At 62.1% G+C, this 26,083-nt stretch carries 21 protein-coding genes; 8 read left to right on the top strand and 13 right to left on the bottom strand.

The genetic code is table 11. From position 1 onward, the window contains the following. Together HX811_RS21900 and HX811_RS21895 are read right to left on the bottom strand one after the other, a co-directional pair. A partial coding sequence (locus tag HX811_RS21900; RefSeq protein WP_177047508.1) for a hypothetical protein occupies positions 1–435 on the bottom strand: 435 nt, incomplete at its 3' end. A gap of 234 nt (positions 436–669) precedes the next feature. Beyond that, positions 670–2,502, bottom strand: a complete 1,833-nt coding sequence (locus tag HX811_RS21895) for a sigma-54-dependent Fis family transcriptional regulator (protein ID WP_177047344.1) — start codon at positions 2,500–2,502, stop codon at positions 670–672. 237 nt (positions 2,503–2,739) lie between these two features. Between HX811_RS21895 and HX811_RS21890 the strand changes: the two genes are divergently transcribed. Genes HX811_RS21890 through HX811_RS21865 form a run of 6 tightly spaced genes read left to right on the top strand, consistent with a single transcriptional unit; the run spans position 2,740 to position 8,666 of the window. Beyond that, on the top strand, positions 2,740–3,834 hold the full coding sequence (locus tag HX811_RS21890) for an ABC transporter ATP-binding protein (protein ID WP_003218524.1): 1,095 nt from the start codon (positions 2,740–2,742) through the stop codon (positions 3,832–3,834). Beyond that, complete coding sequence (locus tag HX811_RS21885) at positions 3,834–4,931, top strand: ABC transporter ATP-binding protein (protein WP_003218526.1); 1,098 nt, start codon at positions 3,834–3,836, stop codon at positions 4,929–4,931. Before HX811_RS21890 ends, HX811_RS21885 begins: the two co-directional genes overlap by 1 nt. Next, positions 4,928–5,794 (top strand): carbohydrate ABC transporter permease, encoded by an 867-nt coding sequence (locus tag HX811_RS21880; protein WP_003218527.1) that lies wholly within the window; start codon positions 4,928–4,930, stop codon positions 5,792–5,794. The genes HX811_RS21885 and HX811_RS21880 overlap by 4 nt, the downstream gene beginning before the upstream one ends. A gap of 10 nt (positions 5,795–5,804) precedes the next feature. Then, on the top strand, positions 5,805–6,605 hold the full coding sequence (locus HX811_RS21875) for a carbohydrate ABC transporter permease (RefSeq protein WP_008433050.1): 801 nt from the start codon (positions 5,805–5,807) through the stop codon (positions 6,603–6,605). A gap of 10 nt (positions 6,606–6,615) precedes the next feature. Then, entirely contained in the window at positions 6,616–6,888 is a 273-nt protein-coding gene (locus tag HX811_RS21870) for a DUF2160 domain-containing protein (RefSeq protein WP_003218532.1), read from the top strand. Positions 6,889–6,923: 35 nt separating this feature from the next. Further along, positions 6,924–8,666, top strand: coding sequence for an ABC transporter substrate-binding protein (locus HX811_RS21865; protein ID WP_003218534.1), 1,743 nt, complete (start codon positions 6,924–6,926; stop codon positions 8,664–8,666). Positions 8,667–8,805: 139 nt separating this feature from the next. Here HX811_RS21865 and HX811_RS21860 read toward each other — a convergent pair whose 3' ends face one another. The 7 genes from HX811_RS21860 to HX811_RS21830 form a co-directional block, all read right to left on the bottom strand. After that, complete coding sequence (locus HX811_RS21860; RefSeq protein WP_177047342.1) at positions 8,806–10,446, bottom strand: BatD family protein; 1,641 nt, start codon at positions 10,444–10,446, stop codon at positions 8,806–8,808. Beyond that, positions 10,443–12,185 (bottom strand): tetratricopeptide repeat protein, encoded by a 1,743-nt coding sequence (locus HX811_RS21855; RefSeq protein WP_177047340.1) that lies wholly within the window; start codon positions 12,183–12,185, stop codon positions 10,443–10,445. Before HX811_RS21855 ends, HX811_RS21860 begins: the two co-directional genes overlap by 4 nt. Then, positions 12,182–13,270: a VWA domain-containing protein gene (locus HX811_RS21850; RefSeq protein WP_003218538.1), complete on the bottom strand. Its 1,089-nt coding sequence runs from the start codon at positions 13,268–13,270 to the stop codon at positions 12,182–12,184. Before HX811_RS21850 ends, HX811_RS21855 begins: the two co-directional genes overlap by 4 nt. Then, the gene (locus HX811_RS21845) at positions 13,263–13,757 is read right to left on the bottom strand and encodes a DUF4381 domain-containing protein (protein WP_003218539.1); all 495 of its coding nucleotides are present in this window, start codon (positions 13,755–13,757) and stop codon (positions 13,263–13,265) included. Before HX811_RS21845 ends, HX811_RS21850 begins: the two co-directional genes overlap by 8 nt. Next, positions 13,754–14,686 carry a DUF58 domain-containing protein gene (locus HX811_RS21840; protein WP_003218540.1) on the bottom strand — a complete coding sequence of 311 codons (933 nt, stop codon included), beginning with the start codon at positions 14,684–14,686 and terminating at the stop codon, positions 13,754–13,756. Before HX811_RS21840 ends, HX811_RS21845 begins: the two co-directional genes overlap by 4 nt. A gap of 5 nt (positions 14,687–14,691) precedes the next feature. Further along, a complete protein-coding gene (locus HX811_RS21835) occupies positions 14,692–15,651 on the bottom strand; it encodes a MoxR family ATPase (protein ID WP_003218556.1) in 960 nt (319 codons plus the stop codon). Positions 15,652–15,961: 310 nt separating this feature from the next. Next, positions 15,962–16,318 carry a hypothetical protein gene (locus tag HX811_RS21830; RefSeq protein WP_003212949.1) on the bottom strand — a complete coding sequence of 119 codons (357 nt, stop codon included), beginning with the start codon at positions 16,316–16,318 and terminating at the stop codon, positions 15,962–15,964. A 468-nt stretch (positions 16,319–16,786) separates the two neighbouring features. On the opposite strand from HX811_RS21830, the gene HX811_RS21825 reads away from it, so the two are divergent. Then, positions 16,787–21,646 carry an NAD-glutamate dehydrogenase gene (locus HX811_RS21825; protein ID WP_177047338.1) on the top strand — a complete coding sequence of 1,620 codons (4,860 nt, stop codon included), beginning with the start codon at positions 16,787–16,789 and terminating at the stop codon, positions 21,644–21,646. Positions 21,647–21,842: 196 nt separating this feature from the next. On the opposite strand, the gene HX811_RS21820 is transcribed toward HX811_RS21825, so the two are convergent. The 3 genes from HX811_RS21820 to HX811_RS21810 all read right to left on the bottom strand — a co-directional run bounded on the left by HX811_RS21820 (position 21,843) and on the right by HX811_RS21810 (position 24,707). Further along, positions 21,843–22,529 (bottom strand): GntR family transcriptional regulator, encoded by a 687-nt coding sequence (locus tag HX811_RS21820; RefSeq protein ID WP_102369279.1) that lies wholly within the window; start codon positions 22,527–22,529, stop codon positions 21,843–21,845. Positions 22,530–22,546: 17 nt separating this feature from the next. Continuing rightward, positions 22,547–23,251, bottom strand: a complete 705-nt coding sequence (locus tag HX811_RS21815; RefSeq protein WP_003212959.1) for a FadR/GntR family transcriptional regulator — start codon at positions 23,249–23,251, stop codon at positions 22,547–22,549. A gap of 145 nt (positions 23,252–23,396) precedes the next feature. Then, positions 23,397–24,707 (bottom strand): C4-dicarboxylate transporter DctA, encoded by a 1,311-nt coding sequence (locus HX811_RS21810; protein WP_008433031.1) that lies wholly within the window; start codon positions 24,705–24,707, stop codon positions 23,397–23,399. Between the two features lie 232 nt (positions 24,708–24,939). Here HX811_RS21810 and HX811_RS21805 point away from each other — a divergent pair, with 232 nt between their 5' ends. Further along, positions 24,940–25,569: a DNA-3-methyladenine glycosylase I gene (locus HX811_RS21805; protein ID WP_102604667.1), complete on the top strand. Its 630-nt coding sequence runs from the start codon at positions 24,940–24,942 to the stop codon at positions 25,567–25,569. Between the two features lie 73 nt (positions 25,570–25,642). Here the strand turns inward: HX811_RS21805 and HX811_RS21800 are convergent, their stop codons facing one another. Then, entirely contained in the window at positions 25,643–26,044 is a 402-nt protein-coding gene (locus tag HX811_RS21800; RefSeq protein ID WP_003210770.1) for a cupin domain-containing protein, read from the bottom strand. Positions 26,045–26,083: the final 39 nt, after the last annotated feature.

The raw sequence follows: 26,083 nt of genomic DNA, 5'->3' as shown, positions 1-26,083 counted from the left end.
ATACAGTGCCTTGATGTGATCCTGGGAAACGTTGGGATAAAAACTGACCCGGTACTGCCGGTCGACGGTGCACTCGGTGACTTCGAGAATGCCGCTGGGGCCGATGGTTTTATGGATGGGGTCGCCGAGGGCGCCACCGTCTTGCGCGACTTCCTGCAGCATCACCGGCGTATTGCCGATGGGCACGAACCGTGTGCTCTGGAACATGTGCACCAGGGTCAACGGTGAGTTGGCCTTGCAGGTCGCGACGGTGCTGGCGGGATACAGGGAACGGGTGATGGGCGCGACCAGCGAAACCTCGTCGCCGACCTTGAACACCTGCTCGACATCCAGTGCCGAGAAGCTCCAGAAGCTCTCGGCCCACGCGTCGTAGGTGTTCAGGCAATGTGTGAAGTCATTGAGAACCCCATCGACGTCGCGCGTCTTCGGGTCCATCGCCGCCACGACCAGAAAGCCTATGGCGGGATTCAAGAGGCAGCCCCATCGGGCAGGGCATTAATCGAAAAAAACATCGGCGTTCCCTCGCACTGTGTGATCAGGCGAGGGACTTTGCAGCGGTTAGTAAGAGAAAGAAGTCAGAGCGAACCGCTACGGGTGATACGACGTTTCGTCAAATCTCCCGCTAAATGGGTGTATTTCTGTAAGGAAAGTCGTCACAAGCAAAGCGGCTCAACGGTGTTCCTGATCAGCTCCTTGGCGCAGGCGTTTGTACAAGGTATTACGGCTTACCCCCAATTCCCGGGCCAGGTGAGAGATATTCCCGCCCACCGCCTTCAGTCGCTCATTCAGGTCCAGACTGTCATCCACTGCATCACACACCGGCACCACCCCATTCAAATCCACAAAAAAATCATCCGGCAAATGTTCCGCCCGAATCGGCTGCTCTTCCGCCATGGCCAGCGCCACCTGCAACACGCTGCTCACCTGGCGTAGGTTGCCCGGCCACGGATGCTGTTCAAACAAGGCCAGCACCTCGTTACTCAACCCGGCCCACTGCGTCGGCTCGCGATGCTGTTGCCACAGCTGCTTGAACAACGCCTGTTTATCCGTGCGCTCCCGTAGCGGCGGCAGCTCCAGGGTCAGGCCGCCGATGCGGTAATACAGGTCTTCGCGAAAACGCCCGAGCTGTACCTGTTCGCGCAGCGAGCGGTTGGTGGCGGAGATGATCCGCAAATCCACCGGGTACAACTCGCTGCTGCCTACAGGCTGCACACAGCGTTCCTGCAATACCCGCAACAGCCGGGCCTGGGTCGGCAGGGGCATGTCGCCGATCTCGTCGAGGAACAGCGTGCCTTTGTCTGCCTTACGAATCAGCCCGATGCTGCCTTTCTGGTTGGCGCCGGTGAACGCGCCTTTTTCATAGCCGAACAGTTCCGACTCCACCAGTTCGGCGGGGATCGCTGCGCAGTTGACCGCGATAAACGCTTGTTGGCTGCGGGAACTGGCCTGGTGCAGGGCTTTGACGAATACTTCCTTGCCGACGCCGGTTTCGCCATGGATCAGCAACGGAATGTCCTTTTCCAGCAGGCGCTCGGCCTGACGCACGGCCTTTTCCACGCGGGCATCGCCGAAGTGCAGGGTCTTGAGACTGATGGCCGTGGGGCCGGGTTCGCGGGGCTTTTTCGTTTCCACGAACACGCGAGCCTGCACTGGCGCCTGTTTCGGCCGTTTCAGCAGGCACTGGAAACGGTTGCGCCCGGCGGCTTGCAGCGAGAAGGGCAGGCCTTCGGGCTGGTTGAGCAGTTCCAGCAGCGAGACCTTGAACAGGCTGTCGATCAGTACCCGCGACAGGCTGATGCCCAGCAGGTTGTCCGCCCGGCGGTTGGCTGACAGTACCTGACCGCTTTCATCAAAGATCAGCAGTCCGGCCCACTGGCTATCGAGGTTATTCAGCCCGGTGTTGAACGTCAGCTGGAAATGCTCACCGCGAAACAGGTTGAGGATCAGCCGGTTCTCGACGGTCTGGCTCATCATCTTGACCATGCCGAGGGTGTGGGAGGGCGGCAGGTAGCTGTCGCTGGACACATCCAGCACCGCGATGATTTCCCGCTGCGCATCGAAGATCGGCGCTGCCGAGCCGGTCATGAAACGGTTGGCCTTGAGGAAGTGTTCGTCATGTTCGATATGCACTGCCTGGGCACAGGCCAGGGCGGTGCCGATGGCGTTGGTGCCGCTGGAGCGCTCCATCCAGCTGGCGCCGGCGCTGAAACCACGGGCCAGCTTGGGGTCGATAAAGCGTTGGGTGCCCCACGAAGTCAGCACCTGGCCCTGGTTGTCGGCAAGCATGATCAGGCAGTTGGAGTTGCTGAGGATGTTTTCGTAGTAGGGCAGCACTTCCTGGTGGGTGGTCTGCACAAGGGAATGCTGGCTTTCCAGCAACTGGCTGACGCCGTCTGCGGGCAGTTGGTCGAAGCTCGGTGTGCTCTGGTGATCCAGGCCATAGGCCCGGCAGCGGCGCCAGGAGTCCTGGATGATGGCATCGTGCGCCAGCGGTGTGCTCATGGCGGTGACCCTTGCTTTATTGTTGTTCTGGGGGGCGGAATGCCCGTTCAGTGTTGTTCAGAACTGTTCATTGTCAACCCGCCGATTGTTCAGTTGTTCAGCGTGACCTGTTCATTTCTGTTCAGAGGCGAATCGCTGTTTTGCCTAACTCGTTGACCGGCCTGAGGTTTGGGTTGTTGGCACGGAACTCGCTCTGTGCTCCTGCCAGAACCATTCCAATAATAAAAAGGTCGTGTCATGTCATTGACCCTGGAGCACGTCACTCGCGTTGTCGAAGGCCAAACCTGGATCGACGACGCCAACCTGCGTTTCGAAGCCGGTTCCTTCAATGTATTGCTGGGCCGCACGCTCTCCGGCAAGACCAGCCTGATGCGCCTGATGGCCGGCCTGGACAAGCCTGACAGCGGGCGCATCCTGATGAATGGCGTGGACGTCACCCAGAAGCCGGTGCGCCTGCGCAATGTGTCGATGGTCTATCAGCAGTTCATCAACTACCCGACCATGACCGTGTTCGAGAACATCGCCTCGCCGCTGCGCCAGGCCGGAGTCTCTGCCGAGCAGATCCAGAGCAAAGTCCTCGAAACCGCGAAAATGCTGCGTATCGAGAAATTCCTCCAGCGTCACCCCCTGGAACTCTCCGGCGGCCAGCAGCAACGCACCGCCATGGCCCGGGCGCTGGTCAAGGATGCCGAGCTGATTCTGTTCGATGAACCCCTGGTGAACCTGGACTACAAACTGCGGGAAGAACTGCGCCAGGAAATGCGCGAGCTGTTCAAGGCACGCCACACCATCGCCATCTACGCCACCACCGAACCCAACGAAGCCCTGGCCCTGGGCGGTACCACCACGATTCTGCATGAGGGCCGGGTGATCCAGAGCGGCAAGGCCGCCGAGGTCTATCACCAGCCACAAACCGTGCTGGCGGCCGAGCTGTTTTCCGAGCCGCCGATCAACCTGATGCCCGGGCGCATCAGTGGCAATGAAGTGAGCTTCGCCAACTTCGTGCACTTCCCGCTGAACGTCGACCTGCGGCCCATCGGCGAAGGCGAGTTTCGCTTTGGCGTGCGCCCCAGCCATATCAGCCTGGTGCCGAGCAACGATGATGACCTGGAATTGGCCGTGACCGTGGAAGTCGCCGAGATCAGCGGCTCGGAAACCTTCCTGCATGTGCGCAGCGAACACTTCCTGCTGGTACTGCACTTGCCCGGGGTGCATGAGTACGACGTCGACGCGCCGATCCGCATCTATATCCCCACCCACAAACTGTTTGTGTTCGATGGCCAGGGACGGCTGGTCCAGGCCCCCGGCCGACGTGTCGCGAGGGTTGCCTGATGGCCGAGATCCATTTGCAGAACCTGGCCCACAGCTACAGCTCCAAGCCAAACGGCCCCGAGGACTACGCGATTCGCGAGATGAACCACGTCTGGGAGCAGGGCGGCGCCTACGCGTTGCTGGGGCCGTCGGGCTGCGGCAAGTCGACCTTGCTCAACATTATCTCCGGCCTGCTCAGCCCGTCCGAAGGCCAGGTGCTGTTCGACGCCAAGGTGGTCAACGAGCTGACCCCGGAAAAGCGCAACATCGCCCAGGTGTTCCAGTTCCCGGTGGTGTACGACACCATGACCGTGTTCGATAACCTGGCTTTTCCCCTGCGAAACCAGGGCATGGCCGAGGCGAAGATTCACAGCAAGGTGCAGGAAATTGCCGAGGTGCTCGACCTGCAAAACCTGCTGGACAAAAAGGCCCGCAACCTCACTGCCGATGAAAAACAGAAAGTCTCCATGGGCCGCGGGCTGGTGCGGGATGACGTGTCGGCGATCCTGTTCGACGAACCGCTGACGGTGATCGACCCGCACCTGAAGTGGAAGCTGCGGCGCAAGCTCAAGCAGATCCACGAGCAGTTCAACATCACCATGGTCTACGTGACGCATGACCAACTGGAAGCCTCGACCTTCGCCGACAAGATCGCGGTGATGTACGGCGGGCAGATCGTGCAGTTCGGTACGCCCCGGGAGTTGTTCGAGCGGCCCAGTCACACCTTTGTCGGCTATTTCATCGGCAGCCCTGGGATGAATCTGATTGAAGTGCAGGCAGAGGCGGGCGGTGTGCGCTTTGCCGGGACACATCTGGCGTTGCCCGAGGCGTTGCAGCAGCGCATTGGCGAAATGCCTTACAAGAAGCTGCAGGTCGGCATCCGCCCGGAATTTATCCATGTGTGGGATGAGCACAATCCCGACGCGCTACAGGCGCAAGTCACCCATGTGGAAGACCTCGGCACCTACAAGATCATGACCCTCAACCTCGATGGCGCACCGTTGAAAGTGCGCCTGGCCGAAGACAAACCGGTGCCCGAGGGCCAGGCGTCCATCAGCTTTCCGGGGCAGTGGCTGATGGTGTATGCCGATGACTACTTGCTTGAGGTGCAGCCATGAACAAGGTGCAGAACAACAAGGCCTGGTGGCTGGTATTGCCGGTGTTCCTGCTGGTGGCCTTCAGCGCGGTGATCCCGATGATGACCGTGGTCAACTACTCGGTGCAGGACATCTTCGACCAATCCAGCCGCTACTTCGTCGGCGCCGACTGGTACAAACAGGTGCTGCTGGACCCGCGCCTGCATGACTCGCTGCTGCGTCAGTTCATCTACTCGGCGTGTGTGCTGTTGATCGAGATTCCGCTGGGCATCGCGATTGCCCTGACGATGCCCACCAAGGGCCGATGGTCGTCGCTGGTGTTGATCGTGATGGCGATTCCGCTGCTGATTCCGTGGAACGTGGTCGGCACCATCTGGCAGATTTTCGGCCGTGCCGACATTGGCCTGATGGGCTCCACGCTCAATGCGATGGGCATCAGCTACAACTACGCCGCCAACACCATGGATGCCTGGGTCACGGTGCTGGTGATGGACGTGTGGCACTGGACGTCCCTGGTGGCGCTGCTGTGTTTCTCGGGGCTGCGGGCGATCCCGGATGTGTACTACCAGGCGGCGCGGATTGATCGGGCGTCCAGCTGGGCGGTGTTCCGACATATCCAGCTGCCAAAACTGAAGAGCGTGCTGTTGATCGCGGTGATGCTGCGCTTCATGGACAGTTTCATGATCTACACCGAACCGTTTGTGCTGACGGGCGGCGGGCCAGGGAACGCCACCACCTTCCTCAGCCAGACGCTTACCCAGATGGCCGTAGGCCAATTCGACCTGGGCCCGGCGGCGGCGTTTTCGCTGGTGTACTTCCTGATCATCCTGTTGGTGTCCTGGCTGTTCTACACCGCCATGACCCACTCCGACGCCAACCGCTGAGGCCGCCAACATGAGCAAGCGCAAGGTAATCCCGCTGCTGGTCTACATCCTGTTCCTGCTGGTGCCGATCTACTGGCTGCTGAACATGTCCTTCAAGAGCAACACCGAAATCCTCGGCGGCCTGACCCTGTTTCCGCAGGACTTCACCTTCGCCAACTACAAGGTGATCTTCACCGACCCGAGCTGGTACACCGGCTACCTCAACTCGCTGTACTACGTCAGCCTCAACACCGTGATTTCCCTGAGCGTGGCGCTGCCGGCGGCCTACGCGTTCTCGCGCTACCGCTTCCTCGGCGACAAGCACTTGTTCTTCTGGTTGCTGACCAACCGCATGGCGCCGCCGGCAGTGTTTTTGCTGCCGTTCTTCCAGCTGTATTCGTCCATTGGCTTGTTCGATACGCATATCGCGGTGGCCTTGGCCCATTGCCTGTTCAACGTGCCGCTGGCGGTGTGGATTCTCGAAGGTTTCATGTCGGGCGTGCCCAAGGAAATCGACGAAACGGCCTACATCGACGGATACAGCTTCCCCAAGTTTTTCGTGAAGATCTTCATCCCGCTGATTGGCTCGGGGATCGGCGTCACGGCGTTTTTCTGCTTCATGTTTTCCTGGGTCGAGCTCCTGCTGGCACGCACGCTGACGTCGGTGAACGCCAAACCCATCGCCGCAGTGATGACCCGTACGGTTTCGGCCTCCGGCATCGACTGGGGCGTGCTGGCGGCGGCGGGGGTGTTGACCATTTTGCCGGGCATGCTGGTGATCTGGTTCGTTCGCAACCATGTGGCCAAGGGCTTTGCCCTGGGCCGGGTCTGAGGAGTCGATGATGGAATGGATGGCCTGGACCACCCCGACTGCACTGTTCTTTGCCGCGATCGGTCTGCTGCTGGTGGGCATGACGACCTGGGAATTGCGCTCGCCGAGTATCCCCCGGCGCGGCTTTTTACCGATCAGCACCACCCGTGGTGATCGTTTGTTTATCGGTCTTCTCGGCAGCGCCTACCTGCATTTGTTGGTGATCGGCGTAACCGGCTGGAGCATCTGGGTGGCGTCCGCGCTGTCTCTGGTGTGGCTGTTGTCTGTGATGCGTTGGGGCTAGCTGCCCCTTTTGAACCCCAAAACCAGGAGGTCTCTATGTTCGATAAAAACAATAAGCTGCGACATAGCATTTCATTGGCGGCCGTGCTGGCGCTCAGCGGGCTCAGTGCTGCGGCCTGGGCGGATGCTTATGAAGACGCTGCGAAAAAATGGATCGGCAGTGAGTTCAAACCGTCGACCCTCACCGAAGCCCAGCAACTCGAAGAGCTGAAGTGGTTTATCAAGGCTGCGGAGCCGTTTCGCGGGATGAAGATCAACGTGGTGTCGGAAACCCTCACCACCCACGAGTACGAATCCAAGGTGCTGGCCAAGGCCTTCAGCGAAATCACCGGGATCAAGCTGACCCACGACTTGCTGCAGGAAGGCGACGTGGTGGAAAAGCTGCAAACCCAGATGCAGTCCGACAAGAATATCTATGACGGCTGGGTCAACGATTCCGACTTGATCGGTACGCACTTTCGCTATGGCAAGACAGAATCCATCACCGACCTGATGGCCAACGAAGGCAAGAACTTCACTTCACCCACCCTGGACATCAAGGACTTCATCGGTATTTCGTTCACCACTGCGCCCGACGGCAAGATCTACCAATTGCCCGACCAGCAGTTCGCCAACCTGTACTGGTTCCGCGCCGACTGGTTCGAACGGGCAGACCTGAAAGCCAAGTTCAAGGAGAAGTACGGCTATGAACTCGGCGTGCCGGTGAACTGGTCGGCCTACGAAGACATCGCCAAATTCTTCAGCGAAGACGTCAAGGAAATCGACGGCAAGCGCGTCTACGGGCACATGGACTACGGCAAGAAAGACCCGTCCCTGGGCTGGCGCTTCACCGATGCCTGGTTCTCCATGGCCGGTGGCGGCGACAAGGGCCTGCCCAACGGTTTGCCGGTGGACGAATGGGGCATTCGCGTGGAGGACTGCCACCCGGTGGGCTCCAGCGTCACCCGTGGTGGCGACACCAACGGCCCGGCGGCGGTGTATGCCACGCAGAAATACGTGGACTGGATGAAGGCCTACGCGCCACCGGAAGCGGCGGGCATGACCTTCTCCGAATCCGGCCCGGTGCCGTCCCAGGGCAACATCGCCCAGCAGATCTTCTGGTACACCGCGTTTACCGCCGACATGACCAAGCCGGGCCTGCCGGTGGTCAACGCCGACGGCACACCGAAATGGCGCATGGCGCCATCACCCGTCGGGCCTTACTGGGAAAAGGGCATGAAGAAGGGCTATCAGGACGTAGGTTCCTGGACCTTCCTCAAGTCGACGCCCGAGAAGCAGAAACTGGCGGCCTGGCTCTACGCGCAGTTCGTGACCTCGAAAACCGTGTCGCTGAAAAAAACTATCGTTGGCCTGACGCCGATTCGTGAGTCCGACATCAACTCCCAGGCCATGACCGACCTGGCGCCGAAACTCGGTGGGTTGGTGGAGTTCTACCGCAGCCCGGCCCGGGTGGAGTGGACCCCGACCGGCACCAACGTGCCGGACTATCCACGGTTGGCGCAATTGTGGTGGAGCCATATTTCGGAAGCGGCCAGCGGAGAGAAGACGCCGCAGCAGGCGCTGGATGGGTTGGCCAAGGATCAGGACGCGATCATGACGCGCCTGGAGCGCTCCAAGGTGCAGCCGATTTGCGGGCCGAAAATGAACGAAGAACGGGATGCGCAATACTGGTTTGACCAGCCGGGGGCGCCGAAACCGAAGCTGGCGAATGAGAAGCCGCAGGGTGAGACGGTCAGCTATAACGAGTTGCTGAAGTCGTGGGAGGCGGCGCGCAAGTAACCCAAACGCCGCAGATCAAAATGTGGGAGCGGGCTTGCTCGCGAAGGCGGTAGATCAGTCAGCAGATATGTGACTGACAGACCGCTTTCGCGAGCAAGCCCGCTCCCACATTGGGTTTGCGGTGTTTCTGCAAGGGGGGCTATTTGGGATACAGCGGCGGCAAGCTGGTGCTGTCCCCCGCAGGGTCCTGCTCGCGCTCCGCCATCGGAATTGCCTTCACTGCCCGCCACAACTCTTCACCCTGCCAATACTGGCCACTCTCGCTGTACAGCGCGCCGTTCAACCCATCCAGCGCATCCGACAACGGCACAAACCGCGCCGCCATATCCGCCAGGGTCTCCGGCTGCTGTCGCGCCCAGGCATCCAGCGCCTGACGCGTAGCCTGCGGGTCATTCGCCTGGCTAGCCCGCTTGAGGTCGTCCAGCAAAGTTCGCGGGCTCGGGCCGGTTTGCGCGGCACGCAAAATCGCTGGCTGCCAGCGTGCACGCCACCACAAACCGAAGCCCAGCAGGGTGGTGCAGGCCAGGATCAGGCTGGTCAGTTGCCAGATCCACAGGCTGTCGTTGTCCGGCGCGGTGATCACGGTCGGGCTGGCCGGCGTGTCCACGATCAGGCTCGGGTTGGTCGCCACTTGCAGGGTGCGCGCCGGCAGGCTGGTGCGTTCCAGATGGTCTTCGTGGGTGTTCCACCACACCACTTCCACCGCCGGCAGTTCAAGCGCGCCAACGCGGTTGGGCACCAGCGCTTCGCGGTCTTCACGGCTGCCGATCAGGCCACGGTCGTTGTTCTGGTTGCTCAGCACCGGCTGGTCCGGGTAGCGGCGCAGGCCGGGGATGTCGCTCAGTGCCAGCGGTGGCAGTTGCGCGCCGGCCAGGCCTTCGGCTTTCAAGGTCAGGCTGCGGGTCAGGGAGTCGCCCACCTGTACGTGATCGGGCTCGGGGTTCCAGCTTTCCGTGAGGGTCAGGCTGCGCGCCGGCAGCCAGGGAGCATCCGCCGGGTACAGCGCAGGCTTGGCCTTGACCGTCAACGACAGCTCCGGCGAACTGACGTGAATCAGCTTGCCGGGCTTGGAACCCTGGGGGTTGTTGTCCTGGGCGGGCCGTGGCTCTACCAGGGTGGCGCTGAACGTCTGCGTCGGAATGGTCAGCGTGCCGCTGTGCTGCGGGTAGATGGCATAGCGGGTTTCGATCACACCGTGGCGGATGCCGTTGATGACTTTCTCGTAGGTGCGCGACTCGCCCAACTGCTCGATGCGCGTATCAGCGACCTGCAACGGCGTGAGGCTGCTGTCGTCATACAGCGACACCGAGTGGTAGACGCGCACGGTCAGCAACGCCTGGGCCTGGACGTAGACGCTGTCCTGGTCGAGGTTGGTTTCAATGAATACCGGGGCCAGTTGGGCCTCGGTGTTCTGGCTGACGGTTTCCACCACCTGCAGGGTGATCGGCTGGGTCTTGAGTTCGCCGATCTGCAACGGCGGAATCACCACGGTGCCGTTCTGCCTGGGCAGCAGGGTGATGATCCAGCGGGTGGTGGCGTGGTTGTCGCCACCCAGGGTGGTGAGCTGGTTGATCTGGCGCGTGCCGCTCACTTCAAACAGCGGGTCCAGCGGTGCCAGGTCCGGTTTGCCGAACAGCGTGACGTCGTTGGATTCCACCGTCAGTTCCACCGTCTCCCCGGAATTGATGCGGCTGCGGTCGACACTGGCCACCAGGCCGGCGGCCTGGGCCTGGCTGGCCCACAACGCGAGGGTGAGAAGAAGGGCGGTGCAGCGGTTCATCGAGTCTTGTCCTGATGTTGTTGCTGTTCGTACCAGAATTTGCGTCGCAGCAACTCGCCGGGGTTGTCCGGGATCTGCCGCAGCCATTGTTCCAGGGCCTGGCGCTGCTCGCCTTCAAGCGTGCCGTCGACCGGGCGCAGGGGCGGGGTGGTGGTTTGTTCATCACCCAACTCGCTGCCGGGTACCTCGTTGCTGCCAGCGTGGGGCGTGGCCCCGGTTTGCGTGTCGGTCGCTCCGGGCTGGCCCTGGCCTTGGGACGTCTGCTCGCCACCGGTGGCGGTCTGGCTGCTGGCGCCCGGTTGCGCAGTCTGGCCGGGTTGGGTGGTTTCGTCATCCTCGTTTTTTGCAGGCTTGGCCGGCTCGGTTTCTTCCGGTTCCTGTTGCATCAGGCTTTCCACCAGCGCCTTGTTCTTCAGCGCCGGCTGCAAGTCTGGCTGGGCTTCGAGGGCTTGTTCGTAGGCATCGATCGCCGCTTCCAGCTCGCCGCTTTTGGCCAGGGCATTGCCTCGATTGTAGTGGGAGTAGGCGTCGCTGCCTTCGGCAAACCGCTTGGCGGCTTCGGCATAGTTGCCCGCTTCATACAGTGCGACGCCTTGCCATTGCGGGTCTTCGAAATGTTCGGCTGCTTCGGCCGGGCGTTTTTTCTTCAGCAGCAGTTGGCCCTGTTGGTCGGGGCGCAGCCACAGGTCCTGGAAGTCGAAGGCATAGCTGGGCTGCGGCGCGCCCAACAGCAGCAACGGCAGGAAGAACAGCCAGCCCCGGCGCCCGGCGCAGGCAGCGAGCAGCAGCAGTGGCAAGAGCAACCAATAACCCTGGTCGGCCCAGGTATCGAGGTGCAGCAGCTGGCCGTCATTGCGCAGGTTTTGCGGGCCATCCAGCAGGCCGAGGTGGCGCAGGTCCTTGTCGTCCAGGCGGGCCTGGCGGTAGCGGCCGCCCATTTCGCTGGCGAAGGCCTTGAGGGTCGGGCTGTCCAGGCGCGGTACGAGGATTGCGCCCTGGGCGTCCTTGAGGAATTCGCCGCTTTCCTGGGTCACCGGCGTGCCTTCACGGCTGCCGATGCCTAGGATCGACAGGCTCGGCGCCTGGTTGCCTTGCAGCTGCAGGCGGATGCCCTGGCGCTCCTGCTTGGACAGGGAAGAGCCGATCAGCAGCAGTCGGCCCTGGCCGAGGCCGCCATGCTTGAGCAGGCTCAGGGCTTTTTCCACCGCCAGGTCTGCGCGGTGGCCGGGCTCGGGCATGATCGAGGGGCGCAGGGCTTCCAGCAGGTTATGGCTGGTGGCCAGGTCGTCCGAGAGTGGCACCAGCGTATGCGCGCTGCCGGCGTAGACCACGATGGCGGTCTGCGCATCGCTGCGGGCCTGAAGCAGGTCGAACAGCTTGCGCCGTGCCTGTTCGAGGCGGCTGGGCGGGCTGTCGGTGGCGAGCATTTCCGGGGTCAGTTCCAGCAGCACCACCAGCGGGTCGGCGGGCTTCTGGCTGGACTGTTCGACGCGTTCCCAGCTCGGCCCCAGCAACGCCAGCACGGCCAGCAGCCAGGCGATGCCGAGCACCACCCATGGCGACTTGCTTTCGCGGCCACTGCCGCCGCTGAGCAACGCGGCATGGAACGCTGGCGGCAGAATCATCTGCCAGCGCCCGGCGCGTTTCTGGCGGTGCCACAACTGCCACAGCAACCAGCCGAGCAGCGGCAGCAGCAACAGCCACCAGGGGCGGAACCAGTGCGGCCACAGGGCGATCATCGACGCCTCCGCAAACGCAGGCGTTTGAGGCGTTCGCGCCATTCAGGATTGGGTTGCAGGAAACGGCCCTTGCTTGAGAGTTTGTTGAACAGGCGTTGCAGGGCGTTATCCGGCCAGCGTTCCTGGATCACCAGCAGCATGCTGAGGATCAGCGCCAACGCCAGCGGCGCGCTGTACAGCGCCTGGGCGGGGCGGGCCTGGGTGGGTTGCTGGGCCACGGGTTCGAGCTGGTCGAGGGTTTCCTTGATCTTCAGCAGTTCGTTGCCGTCGCGGGCGCGGAAGTAGCGGCCGCCGGTGGCCTCGGCGATGGCCTTGAGGGCCGGTTCGTCGAGGTCGAGGCTCGGGTTGACGCCGAGGATGCCCAGGGAGCCGGTTTGCTCGGGGTCTGCGCCGATGCCGATCGGGTAGATTTTCACCCCTTCTTCGGCGGCCAGGCGGGCGGCGGTCAGCGGGTCGATTTCGCCGGCATTGTTGGCGCCGTCGGTGACCAGGATCAGCACCCGGCTTTGCGCCGGACGCTGGCGCAGGCGCTTGAGGGCCAGGCCGATGGCGTCGCCAATCGCGGTGTTTTTACCGGCGATGCCAATCCGTGCCTCATCCAGCCAGGTGCGCACGGTGCGCCGGTCAAAGGTCAGCGGCGCTTGCAGATAGGCCTGGCTGCCGAACAGGATCAATCCCACGCGATCACCTTCGCGGCCCTCCAGGAAATCTCCCAGCAGGTGCTTGACCAGGCTCAGGCGGCTGACGTCTTCGTCTTGCCATTGCATGTCGGGGAAGTCCATCGAGCCGGAAACGTCCACCGCCACCAGCAAGTCGCGGCCGCTGGCTGCAATCGGCAAGGGTTCGCCGAGCCATTCCGGGCGGGCGGCGGCGGTCAACAGCAGCAGCCACAAGAACACAAACGGTGCTTGCTGGCGCCAGCCCGGCAGGTTGACCCGCGCGCGGCGGCGGGCCAGGCCTTCGAGGTCGCTGAGGAAGCTGACTTTCAGCGCCGGTTCGCCGCTGTCGGCCACCGGCAGGATGAGGCGCAGCAACCAGGGCAATGGCAACAGGGCAAAGATCCACGGCCAGGCGAACTCAAACATGTTTGCGAATCCAGGTGTCGACGGCCTGGGTCAGCCCGGCGATGGCCTTGTCGTCGAGTTTGCATTCGGGCTTGTAGGCGCCTTCCACCAGCACCATCCAGCGAGTCAGGCCGGCAGCGGGGCAACGGTTGTCGAGGAACGCCAGCCACTTGCGGCCGTTGAGGGTGTGGCTCTGGCTGTAGGGGTAGTCGTTGCGGCACAGGCGCTTGAGCAGACCGTTGAGCTGTTGCAGCCAAGCACCGGCCGGTGCGCCGTCGTAGGGTTTGGGCATCAGCGCCAGTTCGGCGAGGGCGGCGATGCGCAACGGGTCCAGGGGTTGTTCGGCACGGGCCAATGGGCGCTTGGCTGGCAGGAAACGGCGCAGCCACCACAGGCCCCAGCCCGCCAACGGGATGATCAGCAGCAACAGCCACCAACCCGGCGCCGGCGGCCAGAAGCCGATCACTGGCGGGGCGATCAGGGGTTGCAGTTGGTCGAGGCTGCTCATTGCTTTTTAACCGGGCGTTGCGGGTTCAGGTATTCGCGCAGTTGCTCGACCATTTCACCCTGGGTACTCAAGGGCATCAACAGCACCCGCAGCTTTTGCGCGAGCAGTTCCCAGCGTGCGCTGCGGGCTTCGGCCTGGGCCTTGTAGGCCTGGCGCAGATCAAAATTCAGAGTGTCCAGTTCCAGCTGTGCGCCGCGCTCGGCGAAGCGCAGCAGGCCGGCGGCGGGCAGGGCGTGGTCCAGCGGGTCGGACACCGGCAACAGCAGCAGGTCGCAATGCCGCGACAGCAGGCTCAGCTGTTGCTCGGCGCCTTCGGTCAGGGCGCGCTCGTCACAGATCACAATCACCAGGCTGCCCGGGCGCAATACTTCCCGGGCTCGGCGCAAGGCCATGCCAAGGGCGTCGGCCTCGGGGCGGCGTTCGGTGTTGAGGCTCTGGTTGACCCGTACCAACCGGTTGAGCAATTGCAGCAGGCTTTGCTTGCTGCGCCGGGGTTTGATTTCGTAGTGCTCGCTGTCACCGAACACCAGCCCGCCGACCCGGTCGTTATGGCCCAGCGCCGCCCAGCCGATCAGGCTCGCCGCCTGAGCCGCCAGCACCGACTTGAACATCTGCCCCGAGCCGAAAAACAAGCGGCAGCTTTGCTCCACCATGATGAAGATCGGCCGTTCGCGCTCTTCATGAAACAGCTTGGTGTGTGGCTCCTGGGTGCGTGCGGTGACGCGCCAGTCGATGGTGCGCACATCGTCGCCGGCCTGATACACCCGCACCTGGTCGAAGTCGACCCCGCGCCCGCGCAGTTTCGAGTGGTGCAGGCCGATCAGCGGGCTGCGCTGGCTCGGCGTGGAAAACAACTGCACTTCCCGGACGCGATGGCGCATCTCGATCAATTCGCTCAGGGTGACACGGGTTCCATCGCCAGCGTTCATGGACGTCAAGCGACGGCAACGACGTCGAGAATGCGTTGCACCACGCGGTCCTGGTCGATGCCGGCCGCTTCGGCCTCGAACGACAGAATGATGCGGTGGCGCAGCACGTCGAACAGCACCGCCTGGATGTCTTCCGGGCTGACGAAATCGCGGCCGGCCAGCCAGGCGTGGGCCCGGGCGCAGCGGTCCAGAGCAATCGAGCCACGAGGGCTGGCGCCATAGGCAATCCATTCGGCCATTTCCGGGTCGAACTTGGCCGGGGTGCGAGTGGCCATGACCAGTTGCACCAGGTATTCCTCCACCGCATCGGCCATGTACAGGCCGAGGATTTCCTTGCGCGCGGCGAAGATCGCCTGCTGGCTGACGCGCCGCTCGGGCTTGGTTTCACCGTTGAGGGCTTCGCCACGGGCCTGCTGCAGGATGCGGCGCTCGACAGCGGCATCGGGGAAGCCGATTTTCACGTGCATCAGGAAACGGTCGAGCTGGGCTTCGGGCAGCGGGTAGGTGCCTTCCTGCTCGATCGGGTTTTGCGTGGCCATCACCAGGAACAATGGCGACAACTCGTAAGTGCTGCGCCCCACGCTGACCTGGCGCTCGGCCATGGCTTCGAGCAATGCCGACTGCACCTTGGCCGGGGCCCGGTTGATTTCGTCCGCCAGCACCAGGTTGTGGAAGATCGGGCCTTGCTGGAACACGAAACTGCCGGTTTCCGGGCGATATATCTCGGTGCCGGTGATGTCGGCGGGCAGCAGATCGGGGGTGAACTGGATGCGATGGAACTGTGCCTCGATCCCTTCGGCAAGCTCCTTGATGGCCTTGGTCTTGGCCAGCCCGGGAGCGCCTTCAACCAGCATATGGCCATCGGCGAGCAGGGCAATGAGCAAGCGCTCGATGAGTTTTTCCTGGCCGAGAATCTGCGTTGAAAGAAAGGTTCGCAGCGCAAGCAGCGCTTCACGATGTTCCATCGATGACGGTTCCTGGAGAGGTGAGACTGGGCATTGCGAAAAATGCCAGGCCTGGGGGCGTTACTTTAATGCATCGGAGGGGGGGGAGACTAACGGCGCGGGGGGTATTTTTCGGGAAATGTGGGAAATGTCTGAGGTTTTTTCCGATAGGCGCCTGCCTTTGTGGCGAGGGAGCTTGCTCCCGCTGGGTTGCGCAGCAGCCCCAGCAAGGCTGCCGAGTTTTTCCAGGCAGAACGCAGTTGGCTGGATTGGGGCCGCTTCGCAGCCCAGCGGGAGCAAGCTCCCTCGCCACATTGTGCGGGTTTGGCAACTAGGCCCGGATATAGGTCCCGGTGCCCTTGAGAATGTTCTGCAGGGTTTCTTCCACTTCGGCCAGATCCGACTCGGCGGTGCCGTGGGTGATTGCCAATTGATCGTGGCCGCCCAATGCATCGGCATCCGCCGCGCCAATCTCCACCAACAGTGTCGTGGCACTCAGGGTGATCTTCAGCCCGTCCAGGGTCGACGGCTCGTAATCCCAGGTGACTTCCACCTCGTCCTCGTCCGGATAACGGGTCACCATGAACATCTCGCCCTTGTCGCCGTGGCAGCAGAGCATGGCCATGTTGTCTTCTTCGTCATCGCACGGGTTGACGATCAGGTGGGCGGTGGTGAGTTGCAATGGCATGGTTAATCCTGTCTGGGGGAGGGCGAAGCAGGGCAATTGTGCCATTGCGGCGAATTTTGTGCTGCATCGTGTGTCAGACCTTGTGGCATGACCTGGCGGGCAATATCAGTCATTTCCGGTACTCGGCGCCCCGGGATTTCTCCGGAAACACCCGGTTGCCCAAGTCGCAACCCGCCGGCAGCGTGCCGATGACCGAATATGTCGCAGCGTCGCAAGCAGCTTGCTTCCTACACTCGTTAAGCTGCGCAACGGATGTGCCTCGCCAGGAGTCTGACCTGCCCGTCGTACCGTCACCTGGCAAGGTGCGCATCTTATGGAAGTTGAATGTGACCTCATTGTCTTGTCCAGCTTCACCCACCTGTCACTCTGAATTCGTTACTGTAGACCGCGAACAGAGCTGACGGTCTCCCCGCAAGGGGATAACACGCGACGCTTCCATCAATAACAAGCCCAAGCGGAGTACCACAGATGGCGTTCTTCACCGCAGCCAGCAAAGCCGACTTCCAGCACCAACTGCAAGCGGCACTGGCGCAGCACATCAGTGAACAGGCACTGCCACAAGTGGCGCTGTTCGCTGAACAATTCTTCGGCATCATTTCCCTGGATGAACTGACCCAGCGTCGCTTGTCCGACCTGGCCGGTTGCACCCTGTCTGCCTGGCGCCTGCTTGAGCGCTTTGATCACAACCAACCGCAAGTGCGGGTCTACAACCCCGATTACGAACGTCATGGCTGGCAATCGACCCACACTGCGGTCGAAGTGCTGCACCACGACCTGCCATTCCTGGTGGACTCGGTGCGTACCGAGCTGAACCGCCGTGGCTACAGCATCCACACCCTGCAAACCACCGTACTCAGCGTGCGTCGTGGCAAGAAGGGCGAACTGCTGGAAATCCTGCCCAAAGGCACCCAGGGCGAAGACGTTCAGCAAGAATCGCTGATGTACCTGGAAATCGACCGCTGCGCCAACGCCGCCGAGCTGAGTGTCCTGAGCAAGGAACTTGAGCAGGTGCTGGGCGAAGTGCGCGTCGCTGTCGCCGATTTCGAACCGATGAAAGCCAAGGTCCAGGAACTGCTGGCCGGTATCGACGCCAGCCCGTACGTGATCGACGGCGAAGAAAAAGCCGAGATCAAGAGCTTCCTGGAATGGCTGGTGGGCAACCACTTCACATTCCTCGGCTATGAAGAGTTCGTGGTACGTGACGAGGCGGACGGCGGTCATATCGAATATGACACCAACTCGTTCCTCGGTCTGACCAAACTGCTGCGCCCGGGCCTGACTACCGACGAGCTGCGCATCGAAGACTACGCGGTGAACTACCTGCGTGAGCCGGCCGTGCTGTCGTTCGCCAAGGCTGCACACCCAAGCCGCGTGCACCGCCCGGCCTACCCGGACTACGTGTCGATCCGCCAGATCGACGCCGACGGCAAGGTCATCAAGGAATGCCGCTTCATGGGCCTCTACACCTCCTCGGTGTACGGCGAAAGCGTGCGGGTGATTCCTTACATCCGTCGCAAGGTGACGGAAATCGAGCGTCGCTCGGGCTTCCAGGCCAAGGCGCACTTGGGCAAGGAACTGGCTCAGGTGGTCGAGGTGCTGCCCCGTGATGACCTGTTCCAGACCCCGGTGGACGAGCTGTTCAGCACCGTGATGTCGATCGTGCAGATCCAGGAACGCAACAAGATCCGCGTGTTCCTGCGCAAAGACCCGTACGGCCGTTTCTGCTACTGCCTGGCCTACGTGCCGCGGGACATCTATTCCACCGAAGTGCGCCAGAAGATCCAGCAAGTGCTGATGGATCGCCTGAAAGCCTCGGACTGCGAGTTCTGGACGTTCTTCTCCGAGTCCGTACTGGCTCGCGTGCAGTTGATCCTGCGGGTAGACCCGAAGAACCGCCTGGACATCGACCCGCTGCAACTGGAAAAAGAAGTGGTGCAGGCCTGCCGCAGCTGGCAGGACGACTACTCCAGCCTGGTGGTGGAAAGCTTCGGCGAAGCCCATGGCACCAACGTGCTGGCTGATTTCCCGAAAGGTTTCCCGGCCGGCTACCGCGAGCGTTTCGCCGCGCATTCGGCCGTGGTCGACATGCAGCACTTGCTCAGCCTGACCGAAGCCAACCCGCTGGTGATGAGCTTCTATCAGCCGCTGGGCCAGGTTTCCGGCCAGCGCGAGCTGCATTGCAAGCTGTATCATGCCGATACGCCGCTGGCGCTGTCCGATGTGCTGCCGATCCTGGAAAACCTCGGCCTGCGTGTCCTGGGTGAATTCCCGTACCGCCTGCGTCATGCCAATGGCCGCGAGTTCTGGATTCACGATTTCGCGTTCATCGCCGCCGAAGGTGTGAACCTCGATATCCAGCAATTGAACGACACCCTGCAGGACGCATTCGTGCATATCGTGCACGGCGATGCCGAAAACGATGCGTTCAACCGCCTGGTGCTGACGGCCGGCCTGCCATGGCGCGACGTGGCGCTGCTGCGTGCCTACGCCCGTTACCTGAAGCAGATTCGCCTGGGCTTCGACCTGGGTTACATCGCCAGTACCCTGAACAACCACACCGACATCGCCCGCGAGTTGACCCGGTTGTTCAAGACCCGTTTCTACCTGGCGCGCAAGCTCACCGCCGAAGACCTCGAAGACAAGCAGCAACGCCTGGAACAAGCGATCCTCACGGCCCTGGACGACGTTCAGGTGCTCAACGAAGACCGCATCCTGCGTCGCTACCTGGACCTGATCAAGGCCACCCTGCGGACCAACTTCTACCAGGCTGACGCCAACGGCCAGAACAAGTCGTACTTCAGCTTCAAGTTCAACCCGCACGCGATTCCTGAGCTGCCCAAGCCGGTGCCGAAGTTTGAAATCTTCGTCTACTCGCCACGGGTTGAAGGCGTGCACCTGCGCTTTGGCAACGTCGCTCGCGGCGGCCTGCGCTGGTCTGACCGGGAAGAAGACTTCCGCACTGAAGTATTGGGCCTGGTAAAAGCCCAGCAAGTGAAGAACTCGGTGATCGTGCCGGTGGGCGCCAAGGGCGGTTTCCTGCCGCGTCGTCTGCCATTGGGCGGCAGCCGGGACGAGATCGCGGCCGAGGGCATCGCCTGCTACCGCATCTTCATTTCCGGCCTGTTGGACATTACCGACAACCTGAAAGACGGCGCCCTGGTGCCACCGTTGAACGTGGTGCGCCACGACAACGATGACCCGTACCTGGTGGTGGCCGCGGACAAGGGCACTGCGACCTTCTCCGACATCGCCAACGGCATCGCCATCGACTACGGTTTCTGGCTGGGTGACGCGTTCGCTTCCGGTGGTTCTGCCGGTTACGACCACAAGAAAATGGGCATCACCGCCAAGGGCGCGTGGGTGGGTGTGCAGCGTCACTTCCGTGAGCGCGGCATCAACGTCCAGCAAGACAGCATCACCGTGGTGGGCGTGGGTGACATGGCCGGCGACGTGTTCGGCAACGGCCTGTTGATGTCCGACAAGCTGCAACTGGTCGCCGCCTTCAACCACCTGCACATCTTCATCGATCCAAACCCGAACCCGGCCAACAGCTTCGCTGAACGTCAGCGCCTGTTCGACCTGCCGCGCTCGGCCTGGACCGACTACGACACCAGCATCATGTCCGAAGGCGGCGGTATCTTCTCGCGCAGCGCGAAGAGCATTGCCATCTCGCCACAGATGAAAGAACGCTTCGACATCCAGGCCGACAAGCTGACCCCGACCGAACTGCTGAACGCCTTGCTCAAGGCACCGGTGGACCTGTTGTGGAACGGCGGTATCGGTACTTACGTCAAGGCCAGCACCGAGAGCCACGCCGATGTGGGCGACAAGGCCAACGACGCCCTGCGCGTCAATGGCAACGAGCTGCGCTGCAAGGTGGTGGGCGAGGGCGGTAACCTCGGCATGACTCAGCTGGGTCGTGTGGAATTCGGCCTCAATGGCGGCGGTTCCAACACGGACTTCATCGACAACGCCGGTGGTGTGGACTGCTCCGACCACGAAGTGAACATCAAGATCCTGCTCAACGAAGTGGTGCAGGCCGGTGACATGACCGACAAGCAGCGCAACCAGTTGCTGGCGAGCATGACCGACGAAGTCGGCAGCCTGGTGTTGGGCAACAACTACAAGCAAACCCAGGCCCTGTCCCTGGCTGCCCGCAAAGCCTTCGAGCGCGTGGCCGAGTACAAGCGCCTGATGAGCGACCTGGAAGGCCGTGGCAAGCTGGACCGTGCCATCGAGTACCTGCCGACCGAGGAGCAGCTCAACGAGCGCGCCGCTGCGGGCAAGGGCCTGACCCGTCCGGAGCTGTCGGTACTGATCTCCTACAGCAAGATCGACCTCAAGGAAGCGTTGCTCAAATCCCTGGTGCCGGATGACGACTACCTGACCCGTGACATGGAGACCGCTTTCCCGCCGAGCCTGGTGGCGAAGTTCTCCGAAGCCATGCGTCGCCACCGTCTGAAGCGCGAGATCGTCAGCACCCAGATCGCCAACGACCTGGTCAACCACATGGGCATCACCTTCGTTCAGCGCCTCAAAGAGTCCACCGGCATGAGCCCGGCGAACGTGGCGGGCGCCTACGTGATCGTGCGTGACATCTTCCACCTCCCGCACTGGTTCCGTCAGATCGAAGCCCTGGACCACCAGGTCTCGGCCGACGTGCAACTGGAGCTGATGGATGAACTGATGCGCCTGGGCCGCCGTGCCACGCGCTGGTTCCTGCGCAGCCGTCGCAACGAACAGGATGCCGGGCGTGATGTTGCGCACTTCGGTCCGCACCTTGCCGCGCTGGGCCTCAAGCTCGACGAACTGCTGGAAGGCCCGACCCGCGAAGGTTGGCAGAACCGTTACCAGGCTTACGTCGAAGCCGGTGTGCCGGAGTTGTTGGCGCGCATGGTTGCAGGCACTACCCACCTGTACACCCTGCTGCCAATCATCGAAGCCGCCGACGTGACAGGCCAAAGTGCGGCAGACGTCGCGAAGGCTTACTTCGCCGTCGGCAGCGCCCTGGACTTGCCGTGGTACCTGCAGCAGATCAGCAGCCTGCCCGTGGGCAACAACTGGCAGGCCCAGGCCCGCGAAGCCTTCCGCGATGACGTGGATTGGCAGCAACGGGCGATCACCATTTCCGTACTGCAAATGGCCGATGCGCCAGAAGACATGGAAGCCCGCGTGGCCCTGTGGCTTGAGCAGCACCAGGACATGGCTGATCGCTGGCGCACCATGATGGTGGAGATTCGTGCTGCAGTCGGCACGGACTACGCCATGTACGCGGTAGCCAACCGTGAGTTGCTGGACCTGGCGATGAGCGGCCAGTCGGTGCTGTAACTGGCTTGATTGAGCGGTAAAACCAAAAGCCCGGTATCGAAAGATATCGGGCTTTTTTGCATTTGATTATCGGCGTGTTATCTCAACTTGTGGCGAGGGGGCTTGCTCCCGTTGGGCTGCGCAGCAGTCCCGTTTTTGGGGCCGCTGCGCGTCCCAGCGGGAGCAAGCTCCCTCGCCACAGGTTAAAACAGTGTGATCAATTGCTGCGTAGTAGCTTGGCTTCCAGATGATCCAGATGCCGGGTCATCAAGTTGACGGCTTTGCCGGCATCGCCATGCTCCACCGCATCCACAATCGCCCTATGTTCCTGCCATGCGCAATACGTGCAAGCCTTGGCCTCAAACTGCGCAATCGCCAATGAGGTCAGCGGCACCAGGCTGTTGAGAAACTGTGCCAGCGGCGCGTTGCCCGCAATTGCCGCCAATTGCAGGTGAAATTCCCCGGAAAGGCGAATCGCCGGGCCACGTTCGTCACGCTCGATGCAGTCGCGCTCCCGTGCGATCAACTCCCGCAGTTGGCGGATCTGCGCCGGTTTCGCCTGGGCACACGCCAACTGCACCACGGTGATTTCCGTCAGGCGCCGCGCCTCGAGAATCTGCTGGGTCTGTTGTGCATCCGGTGCCGCCACCTGGGCGCGGTGGTTGGGCCGCAGGATGATCACTTGCTGGTGCGACAGCCGCGCCAGCACCCGGCGAATCACGCTGCGGCTGACGCCAAAACTTTGCCCGAGGCTCTCCTCGGTAAAACGGCTGGCGGGGGCGATGCGTTGCTCAAGAATGGCGTCGAACAGTGCCGGGTAGATGTCGTCCACCGAGAGTTTCGGCTTGCCCACCAGGCGCAACGGCGTAAAGGGGAAAGGGGTGTGCAGGGCGTGAGCGGTCATGCGCGGTCTCCTGGAAGTCAGCTACCCAGATGGTCATCCGGGATGTTCAAGCGAATGCCCATGCGCAAGCCTTCCTGCAGGATATGCCGGCGCATTTCGGCGCTGGCCAGGGCGCTGTTCTTGTTGCGGATCGCGCGCACCACGGCGTCGTTTTCCTGCAAGCGTTCCGCCAGGTGTTCGGGGGAGTTGCGCAGCACCTGGGCGCTTTGCTTGAGGGCGTTGCTGGTTTGTTGCACCACGTTCTGGAAGATCGGGTTGGAGGTCAGGGCGAACAGTTCTTCGTGGAACGCGATGTAGGCGTTCATCCCGGCTTCGCTGTCGCCGGCGTCGAGGGCTTCGCGCATGTCCATCAGGGTCAGGCGCAGTTGCCCGACTTCCTTGCTGCTGATGGATTGCGCCACTAAACCTACGATAAAGGGCTCGAGGGTGTAGCGCAGTTGCAGGATGTCTTCGAGGCTGGCGTCCGCCACGCCGCTGTCCTGGGCCTGGGATTCGCTGAGGGTGGTTTCCAGCACCACCACGCCCTTGCCGGGCATGGAGCGTACCAGGCCGAGGGTTTCCAGCACGATCACCGCTTCGCGCAGGCTCGGGCGGCTGATGCCCATTTGCTCGGCCAGTTCACGCTGGCCGGGCAGCATCTCGCCGCGCCGCCACTGACCCCTCGCCAGGGCGGCGCGCAGTTTTTCTACCACTGAATTGACGACGGTTGACGAGGTAATCACGTGTGGCTCCCTTTAAATTGAACTGTCTGCTTTGTGTGGCGAGGGAGCTTGCTCCCGCTGGACTGCGCAGCAGGCCCATTTTTTGGGGCCGCTTCGCGCCCCAGCGGGAGCAAGCTCCCTCGCCACAGGGGGTGAGTCTGTCTCATCAGAACTCTTGGTGGGCGGGCAGCACCGGTTTCTTGGCCTGGAAGGCATACCCTTGTTGACCGTCCAGCACCTTGTTGGCGCGCTGGATATCGATGTCTTTTTCCCAGCGGGCGATGGCCACGGTGGCGACGCAGTTGCCGATCAGGTTGGTCAGCGCCCGGCCAATGCCCATGAACCAGTCCACCGCCAGCACCAGCACCAGGCCCACCACCGGAATCGCCGGGATTGCGGTGAGTGTCGCCGCCAGAATCACCAGTGCCGAACCCGGAATCCCGTGGGCGCCCTTGGAGGTGATCAGCGACACCAGCAGGATGGTCAGCAGGTCGGTCATCGACAGCGGTGTGCCGGTGGCATTGGCGATAAACACGATGGCCAGGGTCAGGTAGATCGAGAAACCGTCGAGGTTGAACGAGTACCCGGTCGGAATCACCAGGCCCACGGTGGAGCTGCCAATGCCAAGGTGTTCCAGTTTACGCATGATCTGTGGCAACACGGCATCGGAGGACGCGGTGCCCATCACGATCAGCAGTTCTTCCCGCAGGTACTTGAGCAGCGGCATCATCCGCAGGCCCGACAGGCGCATCACCAGGCCGAGAATCACCGCGACGAACAGGAAGCACGTAAGGTAGAACAGGCCCACCAGGCTGCCCAGGTGTTGCAGGGAATCCAGGCCGTAGGTGCTGGTGGTGAAGGCGATGGCGCCGAACACGCCGATGGGCGCCAGGCGCACGATCATGCCCATGATGCGGAAGATCACGTGGCTCAGCTCGTTGATCAACCGCGAGATCCCGGAAGCGGCTTCGCCCACCAGGTTCAGTGCGCTGCCGAACAACACCGAGAACAACAGCACTTGCAGCACGTTGTTGTCCGCGAAGGCGCCGATCACCGAGTTGGGGATCAGGTCCATCAGGAACTGGCTGGTGCCCTTGATGTGTTGGCCGCGGTCTGCCAGTTCATTCAGGCCGGCAGACGACAGTTGCTCCAGGTGGATATTGGCGCCGGTGCCGATCCCGGTGCTGAAGGCCATGATCAGGCCGATCACCAGGGCCACGGTGGTCAGTGCTTCGAAGTAGATCACCGACTTGAGGCCGATGCGCCCGACTTTCTTCAAGTCGCCGGCACCGGAAATACCGCTGACCACCACGCAGAAGACGATCAGGCCAATCAGCATTTTGATCAGCTTGATGAAGCCGTCACCCAGGGGTTTGAGTTGCGAGGAGAATTCAGGGAGGGCGAGGCCGCAGATTATGCCGATCACCAGGCCAATCACGACTTGCAGAAAAATCGAACGCGAGCACCATCTGAGCATGGGAAGGATCTCTATTCGGTGCCCTGGTGGGTCCAGGGCTTAATTGTTGTGGTCTGACCGGTATGTCCAGTGCGGGGCCAGTCTACGCTCGGTTTTTTTCAAGTCGCAAGTAAATATTACGCGGATGGCAGGTCCCGGTCTGACCAGTTGGTCCGCAAGGTTCGTACTTGAGCGGTTGGCGGCCCGGAATTTTTTTCGCTTATCATCCCGGGCTTGGTTCACAGGGTGAGTTATGGATATTCCAGGATTGATCACGGACGCGGCGGGCGTCACCAGCTGTACGTGGCGCACGGCGGCGCCGGAGTACCCGGATTACCACGACCACGAATGGGGCGTGCCGGTGGCCGATGACATTGCGCTGTACGAGAAGATTTGCCTGGAAGGTTTTCAGGCCGGCATGGCGTGGATCACCATCCTGCGCAAGCGCGAGGCGTTTCGCCGGGCGTTCGAGGGCTTTGATTTTCGCCGGGTGGCGCAGTACACCGAGCAGGACATCGAGCGATTGATGGCCGACCCGGGTATCGTGCGCAATCGCGCCAAGATCGTGTCCACCATCAACAACGCCCGGCGCGCCTGTGAGCTGGTGGATGAGACCGGTTCGCTGGCGGCGTGGCTGTGGTCGTTTGAACCGGCCGCCGATGAGCGCCCGGCGGTGGTGGACATGGCGTACTGGACGGCCAACCCCACGTCAGCCGCGTCAACACGTTTGTCCAAGGCCCTGAAGAAACGTGGCTGGAGCTATGTGGGCCCGACCACGATGTATGCGTTCATGCAGGCGATGGGCATGGTCAACGACCACCTTGAAGGCTGTACCTGCCGGCCTCGAATCGAACACCTGCGCCACCACTTCAAACGACCCTGAGCCACTGACTGTGCGCGGTTAAAACTGTGGGCGCAGGCAAGCCAGCTCCCACAGGAGGGTGCGGTGGCGCGGGTTAGTGGGGCAGCGGCGTGAGCACGTCGGCCTTGTCATCCATCACCATCACTACCAGCAGTTTCGCCGGTTGGGTCTGGCTGGCATTGCTGGATTCAAAGTGTCGCGAGCCGGCAGGTTCATAGAACGACTGGCCGACCTTGTAGGTGATCGCCTTTTCATCGTTGACCCGCGAGGTGATTGCACCTTCCAGCACATAGGCCACGGCCGTGCCGGTGTGGCTATGGGGCACGGTGGCCTGGCCCGGGGCGTAGTCCACGGTGAGCATCACGGTTTTCTTGCCGGGGACGTTGGCCAGGGCGTGTTCCTGCAACACGTTGATCTTTTCCTGGTTGTACACCGGGTCGTGGGCAAAGGCGCTTAACGAGGCCAGCAGCAGGGTGGTGCCGAGCAGTACTTTCATGGTGAGGCTCCGAGTGAGTCGAGACCCGTTCACCCTAGG

Source organism: Pseudomonas sp. F8002 (genome assembly GCF_013385495.1).
GTDB lineage: Bacteria > Pseudomonadota > Gammaproteobacteria > Pseudomonadales > Pseudomonadaceae > Aquipseudomonas.
This window is presented reverse-complemented; position numbering and strand designations above follow the sequence as displayed.

Excerpts from the sequence above, each read along its gene's own strand:
- HX811_RS21875 (WP_008433050.1), top strand. The coding sequence starts at position 5,805 with ATGAGCAAGCGCAAGGTAATCCCGCTGCTGGTCTACATCCTGTTCCTG.
- HX811_RS21880 (WP_003218527.1), top strand. The coding sequence starts at position 4,928 with ATGAACAAGGTGCAGAACAACAAGGCCTGGTGGCTGGTATTGCCGGTG.
- HX811_RS21850 (WP_003218538.1), bottom strand. The coding sequence starts at position 13,270 with ATGTTTGAGTTCGCCTGGCCGTGGATCTTTGCCCTGTTGCCATTGCCC.
- HX811_RS21805 (WP_102604667.1), top strand. The coding sequence starts at position 24,940 with ATGGATATTCCAGGATTGATCACGGACGCGGCGGGCGTCACCAGCTGT.
- HX811_RS21830 (WP_003212949.1), bottom strand. The coding sequence starts at position 16,318 with ATGCCATTGCAACTCACCACCGCCCACCTGATCGTCAACCCGTGCGAT.
- HX811_RS21860 (WP_177047342.1), bottom strand. The coding sequence starts at position 10,446 with ATGAACCGCTGCACCGCCCTTCTTCTCACCCTCGCGTTGTGGGCCAGC.
- HX811_RS21865 (WP_003218534.1), top strand. The coding sequence starts at position 6,924 with ATGTTCGATAAAAACAATAAGCTGCGACATAGCATTTCATTGGCGGCC.
- HX811_RS21800 (WP_003210770.1), bottom strand. The coding sequence starts at position 26,044 with ATGAAAGTACTGCTCGGCACCACCCTGCTGCTGGCCTCGTTAAGCGCC.
- HX811_RS21825 (WP_177047338.1), top strand. The coding sequence starts at position 16,787 with ATGGCGTTCTTCACCGCAGCCAGCAAAGCCGACTTCCAGCACCAACTG.
- HX811_RS21810 (WP_008433031.1), bottom strand. The coding sequence starts at position 24,707 with ATGCTCAGATGGTGCTCGCGTTCGATTTTTCTGCAAGTCGTGATTGGC.
- HX811_RS21895 (WP_177047344.1), bottom strand. The coding sequence starts at position 2,502 with ATGAGCACACCGCTGGCGCACGATGCCATCATCCAGGACTCCTGGCGC.
- HX811_RS21845 (WP_003218539.1), bottom strand. The coding sequence starts at position 13,757 with ATGAGCAGCCTCGACCAACTGCAACCCCTGATCGCCCCGCCAGTGATC.
- HX811_RS21840 (WP_003218540.1), bottom strand. The coding sequence starts at position 14,686 with ATGAACGCTGGCGATGGAACCCGTGTCACCCTGAGCGAATTGATCGAG.
- HX811_RS21855 (WP_177047340.1), bottom strand. The coding sequence starts at position 12,185 with ATGATCGCCCTGTGGCCGCACTGGTTCCGCCCCTGGTGGCTGTTGCTG.
- HX811_RS21820 (WP_102369279.1), bottom strand. The coding sequence starts at position 22,529 with ATGACCGCTCACGCCCTGCACACCCCTTTCCCCTTTACGCCGTTGCGC.
- HX811_RS21885 (WP_003218526.1), top strand. The coding sequence starts at position 3,834 with ATGGCCGAGATCCATTTGCAGAACCTGGCCCACAGCTACAGCTCCAAG.
- HX811_RS21835 (WP_003218556.1), bottom strand. The coding sequence starts at position 15,651 with ATGGAACATCGTGAAGCGCTGCTTGCGCTGCGAACCTTTCTTTCAACG.
- HX811_RS21870 (WP_003218532.1), top strand. The coding sequence starts at position 6,616 with ATGGAATGGATGGCCTGGACCACCCCGACTGCACTGTTCTTTGCCGCG.
- HX811_RS21890 (WP_003218524.1), top strand. The coding sequence starts at position 2,740 with ATGTCATTGACCCTGGAGCACGTCACTCGCGTTGTCGAAGGCCAAACC.